This window comes from Pseudomonas sp. 22515 (assembly GCF_052044625.1).
In the GTDB taxonomy this organism is placed as follows: domain Bacteria; phylum Pseudomonadota; class Gammaproteobacteria; order Pseudomonadales; family Pseudomonadaceae; genus Aquipseudomonas; species Aquipseudomonas alloputida.
Map to the genome: position 1 here is coordinate 42,757 of NZ_JBQENN010000002.1, position 14,576 is coordinate 57,332.

At 62.9% G+C, this 14,576-nt stretch carries 11 protein-coding genes; 4 read left to right on the forward strand and 7 right to left on the reverse strand.

Annotated elements, in window-relative coordinates; translation table 11 throughout:
- The first annotated feature begins 30 nt into the window (after window positions 1-30).
- Window positions 31-2,220 (forward strand): TonB-dependent receptor, encoded by a 2,190-nt coding sequence (locus ACTJJN_RS02780; RefSeq protein ID WP_440780909.1) that lies wholly within the window; start codon window positions 31-33, stop codon window positions 2,218-2,220.
- Between the two features lie 169 nt (window positions 2,221-2,389).
- On the opposite strand, the gene ACTJJN_RS02785 is transcribed toward ACTJJN_RS02780, so the two are convergent.
- From ACTJJN_RS02785 to gloB, 7 genes are all read right to left on the reverse strand, one after another.
- Window positions 2,390-3,997, reverse strand: coding sequence for an ABC transporter ATP-binding protein (locus ACTJJN_RS02785; RefSeq protein WP_012051757.1), 1,608 nt, complete (start codon window positions 3,995-3,997; stop codon window positions 2,390-2,392).
- A gap of 1 nt (window position 3,998) precedes the next feature.
- Entirely contained in the window at window positions 3,999-5,018 is a 1,020-nt protein-coding gene (locus tag ACTJJN_RS02790; protein ID WP_010954919.1) for an ABC transporter permease, read from the reverse strand.
- Window position 5,019: 1 nt separating this feature from the next.
- On the reverse strand, window positions 5,020-6,093 hold the full coding sequence (locus ACTJJN_RS02795) for a microcin C ABC transporter permease YejB (RefSeq protein ID WP_003251466.1): 1,074 nt from the start codon (window positions 6,091-6,093) through the stop codon (window positions 5,020-5,022).
- Between the two features lies 1 nt (window position 6,094).
- On the reverse strand, window positions 6,095-7,930 hold the full coding sequence (locus ACTJJN_RS02800) for an extracellular solute-binding protein (protein WP_221101172.1): 1,836 nt from the start codon (window positions 7,928-7,930) through the stop codon (window positions 6,095-6,097).
- Window positions 7,927-9,756, reverse strand: a complete 1,830-nt coding sequence (locus ACTJJN_RS02805; RefSeq protein WP_440780912.1) for an extracellular solute-binding protein — start codon at window positions 9,754-9,756, stop codon at window positions 7,927-7,929. Before ACTJJN_RS02805 ends, ACTJJN_RS02800 begins: the two co-directional genes overlap by 4 nt.
- 267 nt (window positions 9,757-10,023) lie before the next feature.
- Window positions 10,024-11,454 (reverse strand): lytic transglycosylase domain-containing protein, encoded by a 1,431-nt coding sequence (locus tag ACTJJN_RS02810; protein ID WP_003251463.1) that lies wholly within the window; start codon window positions 11,452-11,454, stop codon window positions 10,024-10,026.
- 100 nt (window positions 11,455-11,554) lie between these two features.
- Window positions 11,555-12,334: a hydroxyacylglutathione hydrolase gene (gene gloB, locus ACTJJN_RS02815; RefSeq protein WP_004576947.1), complete on the reverse strand. Its 780-nt coding sequence runs from the start codon at window positions 12,332-12,334 to the stop codon at window positions 11,555-11,557.
- A gap of 85 nt (window positions 12,335-12,419) precedes the next feature.
- Here gloB and ACTJJN_RS02820 point away from each other — a divergent pair, with 85 nt between their 5' ends.
- Genes ACTJJN_RS02820 through dnaQ form a run of 3 tightly spaced genes read left to right on the forward strand, consistent with a single transcriptional unit; the run spans window position 12,420 to window position 14,464 of the window.
- Window positions 12,420-13,193, forward strand: coding sequence for a class I SAM-dependent methyltransferase (locus ACTJJN_RS02820; RefSeq protein WP_003251461.1), 774 nt, complete (start codon window positions 12,420-12,422; stop codon window positions 13,191-13,193).
- A 15-nt stretch (window positions 13,194-13,208) separates the two neighbouring features.
- Complete coding sequence (gene rnhA / locus ACTJJN_RS02825) at window positions 13,209-13,655, forward strand: ribonuclease HI (RefSeq protein ID WP_003251460.1); 447 nt, start codon at window positions 13,209-13,211, stop codon at window positions 13,653-13,655.
- A gap of 50 nt (window positions 13,656-13,705) precedes the next feature.
- Complete coding sequence (gene dnaQ / locus ACTJJN_RS02830; protein ID WP_003251459.1) at window positions 13,706-14,464, forward strand: DNA polymerase III subunit epsilon; 759 nt, start codon at window positions 13,706-13,708, stop codon at window positions 14,462-14,464.
- Window positions 14,465-14,576: the final 112 nt, after the last annotated feature.

The window sequence follows — 14,576 nt, forward strand, 5'->3', positions numbered from 1 at the left end:
CACTTCCTCAGCGCTGTCAGGAATTTACCAATGCCTTCCCGTATTCCCTCACGCCCCGCATTACTGGCGATCTGCTGTTCCGTAACCCTGATGGCGCAGGCTGCCGAGCCGATCCAGCTGGAGGCGACCGATGTCAGCGCCGATGCCTTGAAAGCGCGGCCCGACGCGTTACCGGACGAGTTTGCCGGAGGCCAGGTTGCCCGTGGCGGGCGAATGGGCGTGCTGGGTAACCAGGACTACATGGATGTGCCGTTTACCATGACCAGTTATACCGCCAAGGTGATCGAGGACCAGCAGGCGGAGGATATCGGTGACGTCTTGGCCAACGATCCTTCGGTGCGTGAATCATTCGGCTTCGGCAACCAGTCCAAGGTGTTCGTGATCCGTGGTTTGCCGTTGGCGGGCGACGATATTTCATTCAATGGCCTGTACGGCATCTTGCCGCGACAGATCATGTCCACCGACGGCGTCGAGCGGGTCGAAGTGTTCAAGGGGCCCAATGCCTTCCTCAATGGCGTAAGCCCGACTGGCACCGGCCTGGGCGGCAACGTCAACCTGCAGCCCAAGCGCGCCGGCGATGAGCCGACCCGCCGCTATACCCAGGACATCAGCTCTGATGGCCGCATTGGCGAGCACCTGGATATCGGCCAGCGCTTCGGTGAGGACAACCGCTTCGGCGCTCGCCTGAACCTCAGCCAGCGTGAAGGTGAAACCGCCGTCGACGACCAGGACCAGCGCACCAAGCTGTTCACCGCTGGCCTGGACTACCGCGGCGACAACTTCCGCGTGTCGGCTGATATCGGCTACCAGAAACAGCGCATCAACCACCTGCGCAATTCGGTGCGCCTGGGCAGCACCGCGACCAAGGCGCCGACCGCACCGGATGCCAGTCACAACTATGGCCAGAACTGGAGTTACAGTGAGTCGGAAGATACCTTCGGCATGGTTCGTGGCGACTGGGACCTGAGCGACAACTGGACCGCCTACCTCGCCGGCGGCGCCCGTCACACGCGCGAGCAGGGTACCTACGGCACGCCGGTACTGGTCGGCAACAGCGGCGCAGCGACGATGACCGCTTCGGACATCGTGCACGGCGAAGACAACACCAGCTTCAGTACCGGCCTGAATGGGCGGCTGCAGACCGGGCCGATCAGCCACCAGATCGCCGTGGGGGCCAATACCATGTGGACCCAGGCGGAAAACGCCTACATCTTCTATTCGCCAATCAACACCAACATTTACGACACCGTGCAGCAGGCCAAGCCGGGCACGGTCACCAGCACGGGTGGCGACATGGGTGACCCTGGTGTCACCGGCAAGACTCGCGCGCGGAGCATCGCGATTTCCGACACCATTGGCGTCTTCGATGACCGCCTGTTGCTGACTTACGGCTTGCGACGGCAGCAACTGCGGGTGGAAAGCTACACCTACGATGGCACTGTTTCCCAAGGGCAGCCCAACCTGGCGAATGACGGCAGCCGCAAAGGCGACCCGTACGAGGAGTCGATCACCACACCGGTCTATGGCATCGTTTTCAAGGCCACCGACAGCATTTCCTTGTATGCCAACCGCATCGAAGGCCTGGCGCAGGGGCCGACGGCGCCAGCCAATGTGTCGAACGCCAGCGAGATGTTCCCGCCAGGCCGCACCAAGCAGCTTGAGGCTGGTATCAAGTTCGACCGACAGACCTTTGGTGCGAACCTGGCCGTGTTCCGTATCGAGAAGCCTTCGGACGGCTACACCTTGAACAACGTCTTCGTTCGCGACGGCGAGCAGGTCAACAAAGGCCTGGAGTTGAGTGTGTTCGGCGAGCCGGTCCAGGGCTTACGCCTGATGGCCGGCGGCACGCGCATGACCTCGGAGCAGAAAAACACCGCCAACGGCAGCAACGATGGCAACCATGCCATCGGCGTGCCGACATTCCAGCTCAATGCCAGCGTCGACTGGGACGTGCCCGGCGTGCCGGGGCTGGCGCTGAATGCGAGGATGCTGCGCACCGGTGGCCAGTTCGTCGATGCGGCGAACAATGTCAGTCTGCCGACCTGGAACCGTTTCGATGCTGGTGCCCGCTACAAGTTGAAGGTAGCGGAGAAAGACCTGACCTTGCGGGTGAATGTGGAGAACTTGACCGACAAGAACTACTGGGCCTCGGCTAACGGCGGTTACCTGACCCAGGGTGACCCGCGGCTGGTGAAGTTCTCCGGGACCATCGATTTCTGATAACCCCGGACGTACGCAATCTCATCATTCCAGGTGTCCTACGCCCGATTGCGTCAGGGCGGCAGGGCGCCTGCCTTGGGTTTTGCGGTGTTGCGTAGATCGAGCGCCGCCCGCGCGGCGCTCGATCTCAAACACGCCGCAAGAATCAAGGCGAACACACACCCTTTCCCTAAGAAGCCTCAACCTCCAAAAACGCCGCCTCCAGCAACTGCCGCGTATAGGGATGCTGCGGCGCATGGAAGATTGCCTGCGCGTCCCCTTGCTCTACCACATGCCCATGCTTGATCACCATCAATTGATGGCTCAACGCCTTGACCACTGCCAGGTCATGGCTGATGAACAAGTAGGTCAGGTTGTACTTTTGCTGCAGATTACGCAGCAGCTCGACCACTTGCCGCTGCACGGTACGGTCCAGCGCCGAGGTGGGCTCATCCAGCAGAATCAGCGCCGGCTTCAGCACCAGCGCCCGGGCAATCGCTATGCGCTGGCGCTGGCCACCCGAAAACTCATGGGGGTAGCGATGGCGCGTGCGGGGGTCCAGGCCTACTTCCTCCAGGGCCGCGATGATCGCCGCTTCCTGTTCCTGCGCGGTGCCAATGCCGTGGATGCGCAGCCCTTCGCCGACGATATCCGCTACGCACATGCGCGGGCTAAGGCTGCCAAACGGGTCCTGGAACACCACCTGCATTTCCCGCCGCAGGGGGCGCACGGCTTTCTGGTTCAGCCCTTCGAGGTTCTGCCCATGAAAGCGAATGCCGCCTTGGCTGGAAATCAGCCGCAAGATCGCCAGGCCCAATGTGGACTTGCCCGACCCGGATTCGCCAACAATGCCCAGCGTCTGGCCCTGGGGCAAGCTGAAGTTGACCCCGTCCACCGCCTTCACATGGTCGACCGTGCGCTGCAGAAAGCCCTTCTTGATCGGGAACCACACCTTGAGGTCATCCACTTCCAGCAACGGCGCGCCCACCGGATTGTGCGCCGGCAGCCCGCTGGGTTCGGCATTGATCAGCATCTGGGTGTAGTGGTGCTGTGGCGAACTGAACAGCGTGGCGCATTCGGCTTGCTCGACAATTTGCCCGCGCTGCATCACGCACACGCGGTGGGCGATGCGGCGCACCAGGTTCAGGTCATGGCTGATCAGCAACAGGGCCATGCCCATACGCGCCTGCAATTCCTTGAGCAGCTCGAGGATCTTCAGCTGCACGGTCACATCCAGCGCCGTGGTCGGCTCGTCGGCAATCAGCAGCTCGGGCTCGTTGGCCAGCGCCATGGCGATCATTACCCGCTGGCGCTGGCCGCCCGACAATTCGTGGGGCAGGGCCTTGAGGCGCTTGCGCGGCTCTGGAATGCCGACCATATCCAGCAACTCCAGGGTGCGCGCAGTCGCTTCCTTGCCCGTCAGGCCCTTGTGCAGCAGGAGGATTTCGTTGATCTGCTTTTCGATGCAATGCAGCGGGTTGAGCGAGGTCATCGGCTCCTGGAAGATCATCGCAATGCGGTTGCCGCGAATGCGCTGCAGGGTCTTCTCGCTCTGCTGCAGCAGGTCCTTGCCTTCGTAGCGAATGCTGCCGCTGGGGTGCCGGGCCAGGGGATAGGGCAGCAGGCGCAGGATCGAGTGCGCGGTGACCGATTTGCCCGAGCCACTTTCGCCCACCAGGGCCAGTGTCTCGCCTTTGCGAATATCGAAGCTGACGCCGTCCACCACCCGGTTGACCTGGTCCCCGGTCACGAACTCCACGGCCAGGTCCCGCACTTCGATCAGGTTCTGTTCACTCATGTCACTTCCTCGGGTCGAAGGCGTCGCGGGCGGATTCGCCGATGAACACCAGCAGGCTCAGCATCAGCGCCAGCACGGCAAAGGCGCTGATGCCCAGCCATGGCGCTTGCAGGTTGGACTTGCCTTGCGCCACCAGTTCGCCCAGCGAGGGCGAACCGGCGGGCAGGCCGAAGCCGAGGAAGTCCAGGGCGGTGAGGGTGCCGATGGCGCCGGTGAGAATGAATGGCATGAAGGTCATGGTCGAGATCATGGCGTTGGGCAGGATGTGCCGGTACATGATCGCGCCGTTGCGCATGCCCAGGGCGCGCGCGGCGCGCACGTATTCCAGGTTGCGCCCGCGCAGGAACTCGGCGCGTACCACGTCCACCAGGCTCATCCACGAGAACAGCAGCATGATGCCCAGCAGCCACCAGAAGTTGGGCTGCACGAAGCTGGCCAGGATGATCAGCAGGTACAACACAGGCAGGCCGGACCAGATTTCCAGAAAGCGTTGCCCGGCGAGGTCGACCCAACCCCCGTAGAACCCCTGCAGGGCGCCTGCGATGACGCCAACAATGGAGCTGGCCACGGTCAAGGTGAGGGCAAACAGAACCGAGATGCGGAAGCCGTAGATCACCCGCGCCAGCACGTCGCGGCCCTGGTCGTCGGTGCCCAGCCAGTTGTCCGCCGAAGGTGGGGCGGGGGCGGGGACGCGCAGGTCATAGTTGATGCTCTGGTAGCTGAACGGAATGGGCGCCCACAGCACGAAGCTGTCTTTCTTCGCCAGCAGTTCGCGGATGTAGGGGCTCTTGTAGTTGGCTTCCAGCGGGAATTCTCCGCCGAAGGTGGTTTCCGGGTAGCGCTTGAACGCCGGGAAGTACCATTGGCCGTCGTAACGTACGGCGATCGGTTTGTCGTTGGCGATCAGTTCGGCGCCCAGGCTCAGCCCGAACAGAATCAGGAACAGCCACAGCGACCACCAGCCACGGCGGTTGGCCTTGAAACGCTCGAAGCGCCGGCGGTTGAGGGGGGACAAGGCCATGTCAGTGCTCCCGGCTGGCAAAGTCGATGCGCGGATCGACCAAGGTGTAGGTCAGGTCGCCGATCAGTTTCACCACCAGCCCTAGCAGGGTGAAGATGAACAGGGTGCCGAAGACCACCGGGTAGTCGCGGTTGATGGCCGCTTCGAAACTCATCAGGCCCAGGCCGTCGAGGCTGAAGATCACCTCGATCAGCAAGGAGCCTGTGAAGAAGATGCCGATGAACGCCGAAGGGAAACCGGCGATCACCAGCAGCATGGCGTTGCGGAACACATGACCGTACAGCACCCGTGATCGGCTCAGGCCCTTGGCTTTGGCGGTGACCACGTATTGTTTGTTGATCTCGTCGAGGAAGCTGTTCTTGGTCAGCAGGGTCATGGTGGCGAAGTTGCCGATGACCAGCGCGGTGATTGGCAGCACCAGGTGCCAGAAGTAGTCCAGCACCTTGCCGGTGGTGCTCAGTTCGTCGAAGTTGTTGGAGGTGAGGCCACGCAGGGGGAACCAGTCGAAGTAGCTGCCACCGGCGAACAGCACGATCAGCAGGATGGCGAACAGGAACGCCGGGATGGCGTAGCCGACGATGATCGCCGAACTGGTCCACACGTCGAAGTGGCTGCCGTGGCGCACGGCCTTGGCGATCCCCAGCGGGATCGACACCAGGTACATGATCAGCGTGCTCCACAGCCCCAGCGAGATCGAAACCGGCATCTTCTCGGCGATCAGGTCGATCACCTTGGCGTCGCGGAAGAAACTGTCGCCGAAGTCCAGCCGGGCGTAGTTCTTGACCATGATCCACAGGCGCTCGGGCGGCGACTTGTCGAAGCCGTACATGCGCTCGATTTCAGCGATCAGGGCCGGGTCCAGGCCCTGGGCGCCGCGGTAGTTGGAGCCGGCCACGGAAACCTCGGCGCCGCCACCTGCAATGCGGCTGGTGGCGCCTTCGAAGCCTTCGAGTTTGGCGATCATTTGCTCGACCGGGCCACCGGGGGCGGCCTGGACGATGATGAAGTTGATGATGAGGATGCCGAACAGGGTCGGAATGATCAGCAGCAGGCGGCGCAGGATGTAGGCCAGCATCTTAATTGGCCTCGTCCGCAGGCGCTTCGCTGACCGCCGGGGTTACATCGGGCTTGATCCACCAGGTGTCGATGCCGATGTCGTACTTGGGCGACACGTTCGGGTGGCCGATGTGGTTCCAGTAGGCCACACGCCAGGTCTTGATGTGCCAGTTGGGGATCACGTAGTAGCCCCACAGCAACACGCGGTCGAGGGCGCGGCAGTGGTCGACCAGGCTCTGGCGCGAGTCGGCGTTGATCAGCTGGTCCACCAGTTGGTCGATGGCCGGGTCGCGCAGGCCGATGAAGTTGCGGCTGCCGGGGTTGTCGGCGGCGGCGCTGGACCAGAACTCGCGCTGCTCGTTGCCTGGCGAGTTGGATTGCGGGTAGCCGCCAACGATCATGTCGTAGTCACGCGAGCGCAGGCGGGTGATGTATTGCGAAACGTCGACGCGGCGAATGTTCAGCTCGATACCGAGGTCGGCAAGGTTGCGCTTGAACGGCAGCAGAATGCGTTCGAACTCGGTCTGCGCCAGCAGGAACTCGATGCTTGCCGGCTTGCCTTGGGCGTCGACCATCTTGTCGTCGACGATTTTCCAGCCGGCTTCCTGCAACAGCTTGTAGGCCTGGCGCTGTTGCTCGCGGATCATGCCGCTGCCGTCACTGACCGGGTTGTGGAAGACCTCGGTAAATACTTGCTCGGGCACTTTGCCGCGCAGTGGTTCGAGGATTTTCAGCTCGTTGGGGCTGGGTAGGCCGTGGGCGGCCATTTCTGAGTTGTCGAAGTAGCTGCCGGTACGGGTGTAGGCGCCGTTGAACAGCTGCTTGTTGGTCCACTCGTAGTCCAGCAGCAGGCTCAGGGCCTGGCGCACACGCACATCCTGGAACACCGGGCGGCGGATGTTGAAAATGAAGCCCTGCATACCGGTGGGGTTGCCGTTGGGCAGCTCTTCCTTGATCAGGCGACCTTCGCGCACGGCGGGCACGTTGTAGGCGGTGGCCCAGTTCTTTGCACTGACTTCCAGGCCATAGTCGAATGCCCCGGCCTTGAGGGCCTCCAGGGCGACGGTGGTGTCGCGGTAGGCGTCGAAGGTCATGACATCGAAGTTGTAGAAGCCACGGTTGATGGGCAGGTCCTTGGCCCAGTAATCCTTGACCCGTTCGTAGCGCACCGAGCGCCCGGCCTTGACCTCGGCGACCTTGTACGGGCCGCTGCCCAACGGGATTTCCAGGTTGCCGCGGTTGAACTCGCGGTTTTCGTACCAGTGCTTGGGCAGTACCGGCAGCTGGCCGAGAATCAATGGCAGCTCGCGGTTGTTCTTGTGCTTGAACTTGAACAGCACCTTGAGTGGATCTTCGGCGACCACTTCGGCGACGTCGGCGTAGTACTGGCGGTACAGCGGGGCGCCGTCCTTGATCAGGGCGTTGAACGTGAACACCACGTCGTCGGCGCGCATCGGATGGCCGTCATGGAAGCGCGCTTCGGGGCGCAGGTAGAAGCGTACCCAGCTGTTGTCCGGGGCCTTTTCGATCTTGCCGGCCACCAGGCCGTATTCGGTGAACGGTTCATCCTGGCTCTGGCGCATCAGGGTGTCATAGATAATGCCGATGTTCTCGGCCGCCACGCCTTTGTTGATGAACGGGTTGAGGCTGTCGAAGCCGCCGAAGCTGGACTGGCGGAAGGTGCCGCCCTTGGGCGCATCCGGGTTGACGTAGTCGAAGTGCTTGAAGTCGGCGGGGTACTTGGGTGGCTCGTCGTAAAGGGTGAGCGCGTGCTGCGGTGCGGCCAGCGCGGGAAGGCTCAGGCAGGCGAGCAACAGGCTGCCTGCCAGCCGGCGCAGACGGTGCGTTGGCGTCATTGGGCTTTCTCCGAAGTCTTGATCCACCAGCTGTTCAGCCCAAGGGTGTAGGGCGGCGTGGTGACGAAGGCGAACCGGTTGCGGTAGGCCAGGCGATGGTTGTCGAGGTACCAGTTGGGGATCATGTAGTAGTGCCATGAAAGCACGCGGTCCAGGGCGCGGGCAGCGGCGACCTGGTCATCGCGGGTGCGGGCGGCGAGCAGGGTGTCGAGCAGGTGGTCGACCACCGGGTCCTTGACCCCAGCATAGTTCTTGCTGCCCTTTGTCGCGGCCTGGCTGGAATGGAAATACAGCCACTGTTCGAGGCCGGGGCTGAGGGTCTGGTTCAGGGTCATCAGAATCATGTCGAAATCGAACTGGTCCAGGCGTTGTTTGTACTGGGCACGGTCCACGGTGCGCAAGCGCGCATCGATGCCGATGCTGGACAGGTTTTCGACATAAGGTTGCAGGATGCGTTCAAGGTTGGGGTTTACCAACAGCAGCTCCATGCGCAGCTGCTGGCCCTTGCTGTCGACCAGGCGCTGGCCGTTCAGCTTCCACCCGGCTTCAGCGAGCAGGCCCAAGGCCTGGCGCAGGGTCTGACGGCTAATGCCACGGCCATCGGTGTGGCTGACCTTGTACGGTTCGCTGAACAGCTTGGCGGGCAACTGGTCTCGGAACGGCGCCAGCAGCAGCCACTCCTTGCCGGTGGGCAGGCCGCTGGCGGCGAACTCGCTGTTGGGGTAGTAGCTGGTCGAGCGGCGGTAGGCGCTGCTGAACAGCGCGCGGTTGGTCCACTCGAAATCCAGCATCAGCCCCAGCGCCTGGCGTACCCGCGGGTCACTGAACGCGGCCCGGCGGCTGTTCATGAACAGGCCCTGTGTTTGCGTGGGAATGCTGTGCGGGATTTGTGCCTTGATCACTTCACCGCGGCGCACTGCAGGGAAGTTGTAACCGTTGGCCCAGTTTTTTGCCTGGTGCTCGATATAGATGTCGAACTCGCCGGCCTTGAAGGCTTCGAAGGCCACCGTCGCGTCGCGATAGAACTCGTATTCGACCCGATTGAAATTGTACTTGCCACGGTTGACCGCCAGGTCTTTGCCCCAGTAGTTCTTCACCCGTTCAAACACCAGGCGTCGTCCGGGTTTTACCTGGGTGATGCGGTAGGGGCCGCTGCCCAAGGGGGGCTCGAAGGTGGTGGCCTTGAAGTCGCGCTTCTGCCAGTAGTGTTTGGGCAGCACCGGCATTTCGCCCAGACGCAGGATCAGCAGCGGGTTGCCGGCGCGTTTGAACACGAAGCGGATGCGCAGCGGGCCGAGGATGTCTACCCGCTGCACTTCCTGCAGGTTGGTGCGGTAGATCGGGTGGCCATCCTTGAGCAGCGTGCGGTACGAGAAGGCCACGTCAGCCGAGGTGATGGGTTGGCCGTCATGCCAGCGGGCTTCGGGGCGCAGGTTGAACACCACCCAGCTGCGGTCCTCGCTGTACTCCACCGAGCGGGCGATCAGGCCGTAGCTGGAGGTTGGCTCGTCACCGGACGGGTCGTACTGGCCCGTGCCGACCATCAGTGGCTCGTTCAGCTCGCTGATGCCGTACTGCTGGAAATTGGGCGTGGTAATCGGGCTCGACCCTTTGAAGGTGTAGGGGTTGAGCGTGTCGAAGGTACCAAAAGCCATGGCCCGCAACGTGCCGCCCTTGGGCGCTTGCGGGTTGACCCAGTCGAAGTGGGTGAAGGTGGCCGGGTACTTGAGCGTGCCGAACTGCGCGTATCCGTGGCTTTCGCTCACCATCGCGGCTGCGGGAAAGCTCAAGGCCAGGCTGAGTGACAGCAGGAGGGGACGTATCAAGTCGGCATCCGATCCAGAGGCGTTGGGCTTTGATCGAGTACAGTAACAGCTTGGTGGGGTTGGAAAAAGAGAGGTTTTGAAGGTGCGGGCCCCAAGCCGGGGGCAACAGGTGTCACGGTACCTGTGGGAGCGGCCTTGTGTCGCGAAAGGGCTGCGCAGCAGCCCCGGCAGTTTATGCTGAAAAGTTGAAATACTGGGGCCGCTCCGCGCCCCTGTCGCGACACCAGGCCGCTCCCACAAGGCCGCGTGAGGGCCCTGGTTGCGGGATCAATGCCCGAGGTAGACGGTCAGGGTCTGGCCTGGCTTGAGGGCATGGCCGCTGCGTGGGTTCCAGCGCTTGAGGTGCTTCATTTCCACATTGAAGCGCTTGGCCACCAGGTACAGGGAATCGCCCTTGCGGACCTTGTATTGCGTGGAGCGCTTCCCGGAGGCGGCAACCCGGTTGCCGGCGGCGCTCGGTGCACTGCCACCGCGCAGGGCCAGAACCTGGCCAGCACGCAGACTGTTGCCGGACAAACGGTTCCAGCGCTTGATGTCCTTGACCGACACACGGTTGACCTTGGCGATGGCGCTTAGGTTATCGCCACGCTTGACCCGGTAGCTACGCGCCCCCACCGGTGCCTTGGCTTCGGCCACAGCCCGGGCAAACGCTGCTTTCGGCGGTTGCAGGCTGACCAGTTGCTCCGGGTTGAGGTTGGACAGGCTGGCACTGAGCAACTGCGCCTTGGCGGTGGGCACCAGCAGCTGTTTCGGGCCATCGACGGTCATGCGCTTCTTGAATGCCGGGTTGAGCTGGATCAGCTCGTCCTCGTCGATGTTGGCAAAGGCCGCGACCCGGGTAAGGTCCAGGCGATCATTGATCGCCACCGCTTCGAAGTACGGTTCGTTGGCGATCGGGGTGAGATTGACACCATAGGCTTCTGGCGTGGACACCACCTGCGACAGTGCCAGCAACTTGGGTACGTAGTCGCGGGTTTCCTGTGGTAGCGGCAGGTTCCAGTAGTCGGTCGGCAGGCCGAGCCTTTCGTTGCGCTCGATGGCTCGGCTGACGGTGCCTTCGCCGGCATTGTAGGCCGCCAGGGCCAACAGCCAGTCGCCGTTGAACATGTCGTGCAGGCGGGTCAGGTAGTCCAGCGCGGCGTTGGTCGACGCGGTGACATCGCGGCGGCCGTCATAGAAGTTGGTCTGGCGCAGGTTGAAGTGGCGACCGGTAGCCGGCATGAACTGCCACATGCCGGCAGCGCTGGCGCGTGAGTAGGCCATGGGGTTGTAGGCACTTTCGATGGCTGGCAGCAGGGCCAGTTCCAGCGGCATGTCGCGTTCTTCAAGGCGCTCGACGATGTAGTGCAGGTAGAGGCTGCCACGTTCCCCGGCGCTTTCGATGAAGGTCGGGTTGCTGGCGAACCACAAGCGCTGCTGTTCGATGCGCGGGTTGACGTCGATGCTGTCCTGCAGGGCGAAGCCCTGGCGCATGCGCTCCCAGACATCCTGCGGCGCCTGCTCGGCCGGCTTGACCAGCAGCGGAGAAGGCTTGTGCTTGATCCGCGCCTGGTAGTTGTGCGCGCGAACGCTATCGGATTCGTCGAGCTGACGGGTGCTCTGGCAGCCCACCAAGGTGGCGGCCAGGGCCAGCGCACTGATTTGGGCCAGGCGCGTCAGGGCGACGGAATGAGAGGTTCTGCGGCTACGGGAAGACATCGGCTGATACAGGTATCCGGGCGAAAAAGTTCGGCGATTCTAGAAACCGCTCCGGGCCTGGTCAACCTTTGACCATCACTTGCGATATATCTTGCGGTTATCAGAAGGTGTCCTTCCAAGACCTCAAGGCAGCAAAAACAGCGACATGCGTGGTGTTTGAATGTCCCTTCCATTCGTCTGCTTTTTGTTTAACTAATGTTTCAGAGGTACGCAGAAAGGGGTTGGTCAGGCGCTCCAGTCCGATCGTTGATGGCAAACTGATGCGATTTTCGGCGCGCAAACGGCTAACGTCCTCGAACCGTTGTTGAACGTGCGGGTTGGTCGGTTCCACCGCCTTGGCGAAACGCAGGTTGCTGAGGGTGTACTCATGGGCGCAGTACACTGCTGTCTGCTCTGGCAGGGCCGCCAGGCGGGCGAGGGCCGGCTGCATCTGTTCGGGTGTACCTTCGAACATGCGCCCGCAACCGGCGGCGAACAGGGTATCGCCACTGAACAGGATGGGTGTTGCTGGCTGGTCGCTGAAGAAGGCGATATGCCCCAGGGTGTGGCCGGGTACCGCCAGCACCTGGAAAGTTACACCCAGCACGTCCACCCTGTCGCCTTCGTCCAGTGCCAGGTCGCGGCCGGGAATGCGTTCGTTGGCGGGGCCACAGACCCGTGCGCCGGTCAATTGCCTGAGCCGCTCCACACCGCCGACATGGTCATTGTGGTGGTGGGTGACGAGGATGTCGCTCAGCACCCATTCGGGGTTGGCAGCCAGCCAGCGCTCCACCGGGCCGGCATCGCCTGGGTCGACCACCGCACAACGGCGTTTGGCAGTATCCTGTAACAACCAGATGTAGTTGTCGGAGAAAGCGGGGAGAGCATCGATCTGTATCATGGTGCGGATCCGATTCGCCTAGCGTGGCACATGAGGGCATCTTAGCCGCGATGGCGCGGTGGGAGAACCTTCGAGGGAGAGCGCAATGACCGACCAAGCTTTTGCACAGGCCGACCCGGACTGGGTCGAGCTGATCAGCCTGGCCCGTGAGTGGTTCAACGGCCCACTTGGGCAACTGATGCTCAAGGAGGAGGACAAACTGCTGGAAGAAGAGCTCGGGCGCTTCTTTGGCGGCTATCTCGTGCATTACGGGCCCTGCGCCGAGCCACCGCCCAGAGCCCCCCAGGTGCAGCGTAACGTGCGCCTTGGTGCGCCCTTGCCGGGTGTGGAGATTGTCTGCGAAGAACAGGCCTGGCCGTTGAGCGAGCACGCTGCCGACGTGGTGGTGCTGCAGCATGGCCTGGACTTCTGCCTGTCGCCCCATGGCCTGCTGCGCGAGGCCGCCAGTGCCGTCCGCCCGGGCGGGCACCTGCTGATCGTGGGGATCAACCCCTGGAGCAGCTGGGGCATGCGCCATTTCTTCAGTCACGGTGCTCTGCGCAAGGCGCGCTGCATCTCGCCCTCCCGGGTGGGCGACTGGCTCAACCTGCTGGGCTTCGCGCTGGAGAAACGCCGCTTCGGGTGCTATCGTCCGCCGCTTGCCTCACCTGCCTGGCAGCAACGCCTGGAGGGCTGGGAGCGACTGGCCGGCGGCTGGCAGGGCTCCGGTGGCGGGGTGTACCTGCTGGTGGCGCGCAAGATGGTGGTAGGCCTGCGGCCTTTGCGGCCGGAACGCCGCGAGCCAATGGGCAAGCTGCTGCCGCTGCCACTGGCGAAAGTCAACCGCACCGCAGCCAACCCCGAAACTGACAAGCACTGAATTCAAGAGTGGTACATGAGCGATAGCGTCGAGATGTTTACGGATGGTGCCTGCAAGGGCAACCCTGGCCCGGGTGGCTGGGGCGTGCTGATGATCTACAAGGGCGTCGAGAAGGAACTGTGGGGCGGCGAACGTGAGACCACCAACAACCGCATGGAGCTGATGGCCGCGATCCAGGGCCTGATGTCGCTCAAGCGTGAATGCGAGGTGGTACTGACCACCGACTCGCAGTACGTGATGAAGGGCATCAACGAATGGATGGTCAACTGGAAGAAGCGCGGCTGGAAGACCGCCGCCAAGGAGCCGGTGAAGAACGCTGACTTGTGGCAGCAGCTCGATGAACAGGTCAACCGCCACAAGGTGACCTGGAAGTGGGTACGCGGCCATATCGGCCACCCCGGCAACGAACGCGCCGACCAGCTGGCCAACCGTGGGGTCGATGAGGTGCGCGCCCAGCGTTGAGCTGGGGTACAATCGCGGCCTTTGTAACGGATGCAAGTTGGAGCGCCCGCGTGGAGCAGCAGCAAGATAAACGGTTCGTCATTCTCGATACCGAAACCACGGGTATGCCGGTTGGCGAAGGCCACCGGATCATCGAGATCGGCTGTGTCGAGGTCATCGGCCGGCGCCTGACCGGGCGGCACTTCCACGTCTACCTGCAGCCCGATCGCGAGAGTGACGAGGGCGCGATCAACGTTCACGGCATCACGGATGCCTTCCTGGTCGGCAAGCCCCGCTTTGGTGATGTCGCCGAGGAGTTCTTCCAGTTCATCCAGGGCGCCACGCTGGTCATCCACAACGCGGCGTTCGACGTTGGCTTCATCAACAACGAATTCGCCTTGCTGGGCCAGCAGGACCGCGCTGACATTTCGCAGCACTGCACCATTCTGGACACCCTGCTGCTGGCACGTTCGCGCCACCCGGGGCAGCGCAACAGCCTGGATGCGCTGTGCAAACGCTACGACATCGACAACTCGGGCCGTGAGTTGCACGGCGCACTGCTCGACTCGGAACTGCTGGCCGACGTTTACCTGGCAATGACCGGTGGCCAGACCAGCCTGTCGTTGGCTGGGAATGGCGCAGATGCCGAAGAGGACGGGCAGGGCGCTGGCGGCAGCGAGATCCGCCGGATTGTCGGGCGTGCGCCAGGGCGGGTGATCATGGCCAGCGCTGAAGAGCTGGAGGCGCATGCCGAGCGGCTGGCGGCCATTGCCAAGTCGGCGGGTGGGCCTTCGCTGTGGCAGGCCCTGACTGAGACGCCAGCCGGCTGATCTTTCGCCCCGCAACAGAAGTGGAGATCGTTGTAGGCGCGGGTTTACCCGCGAATACGGTGGTGGCTGCGGCGGTGAATGGCGGGGGGCAGATTGGCCAGCAGGCCCGGCC

Coding starts and splice junctions, on each gene's coding strand:
- ACTJJN_RS02785 (WP_012051757.1), bottom strand. CDS start 3,997: ATGAGTGAACAGAACCTGATCGAAGTGCGGGACCTGGCCGTGGAGTTC.
- ACTJJN_RS02795 (WP_003251466.1), bottom strand. CDS start 6,093: ATGCTGGCCTACATCCTGCGCCGCCTGCTGCTGATCATTCCGACCCTG.
- ACTJJN_RS02800 (WP_221101172.1), bottom strand. CDS start 7,930: ATGACGCCAACGCACCGTCTGCGCCGGCTGGCAGGCAGCCTGTTGCTC.
- ACTJJN_RS02820 (WP_003251461.1), top strand. CDS start 12,420: ATGACCGACCAAGCTTTTGCACAGGCCGACCCGGACTGGGTCGAGCTG.
- ACTJJN_RS02780 (WP_440780909.1), top strand. CDS start 31: ATGCCTTCCCGTATTCCCTCACGCCCCGCATTACTGGCGATCTGCTGT.
- rnhA (WP_003251460.1), top strand. CDS start 13,209: ATGAGCGATAGCGTCGAGATGTTTACGGATGGTGCCTGCAAGGGCAAC.
- ACTJJN_RS02810 (WP_003251463.1), bottom strand. CDS start 11,454: ATGTCTTCCCGTAGCCGCAGAACCTCTCATTCCGTCGCCCTGACGCGC.
- gloB (WP_004576947.1), bottom strand. CDS start 12,334: ATGATACAGATCGATGCTCTCCCCGCTTTCTCCGACAACTACATCTGG.
- ACTJJN_RS02790 (WP_010954919.1), bottom strand. CDS start 5,018: ATGGCCTTGTCCCCCCTCAACCGCCGGCGCTTCGAGCGTTTCAAGGCC.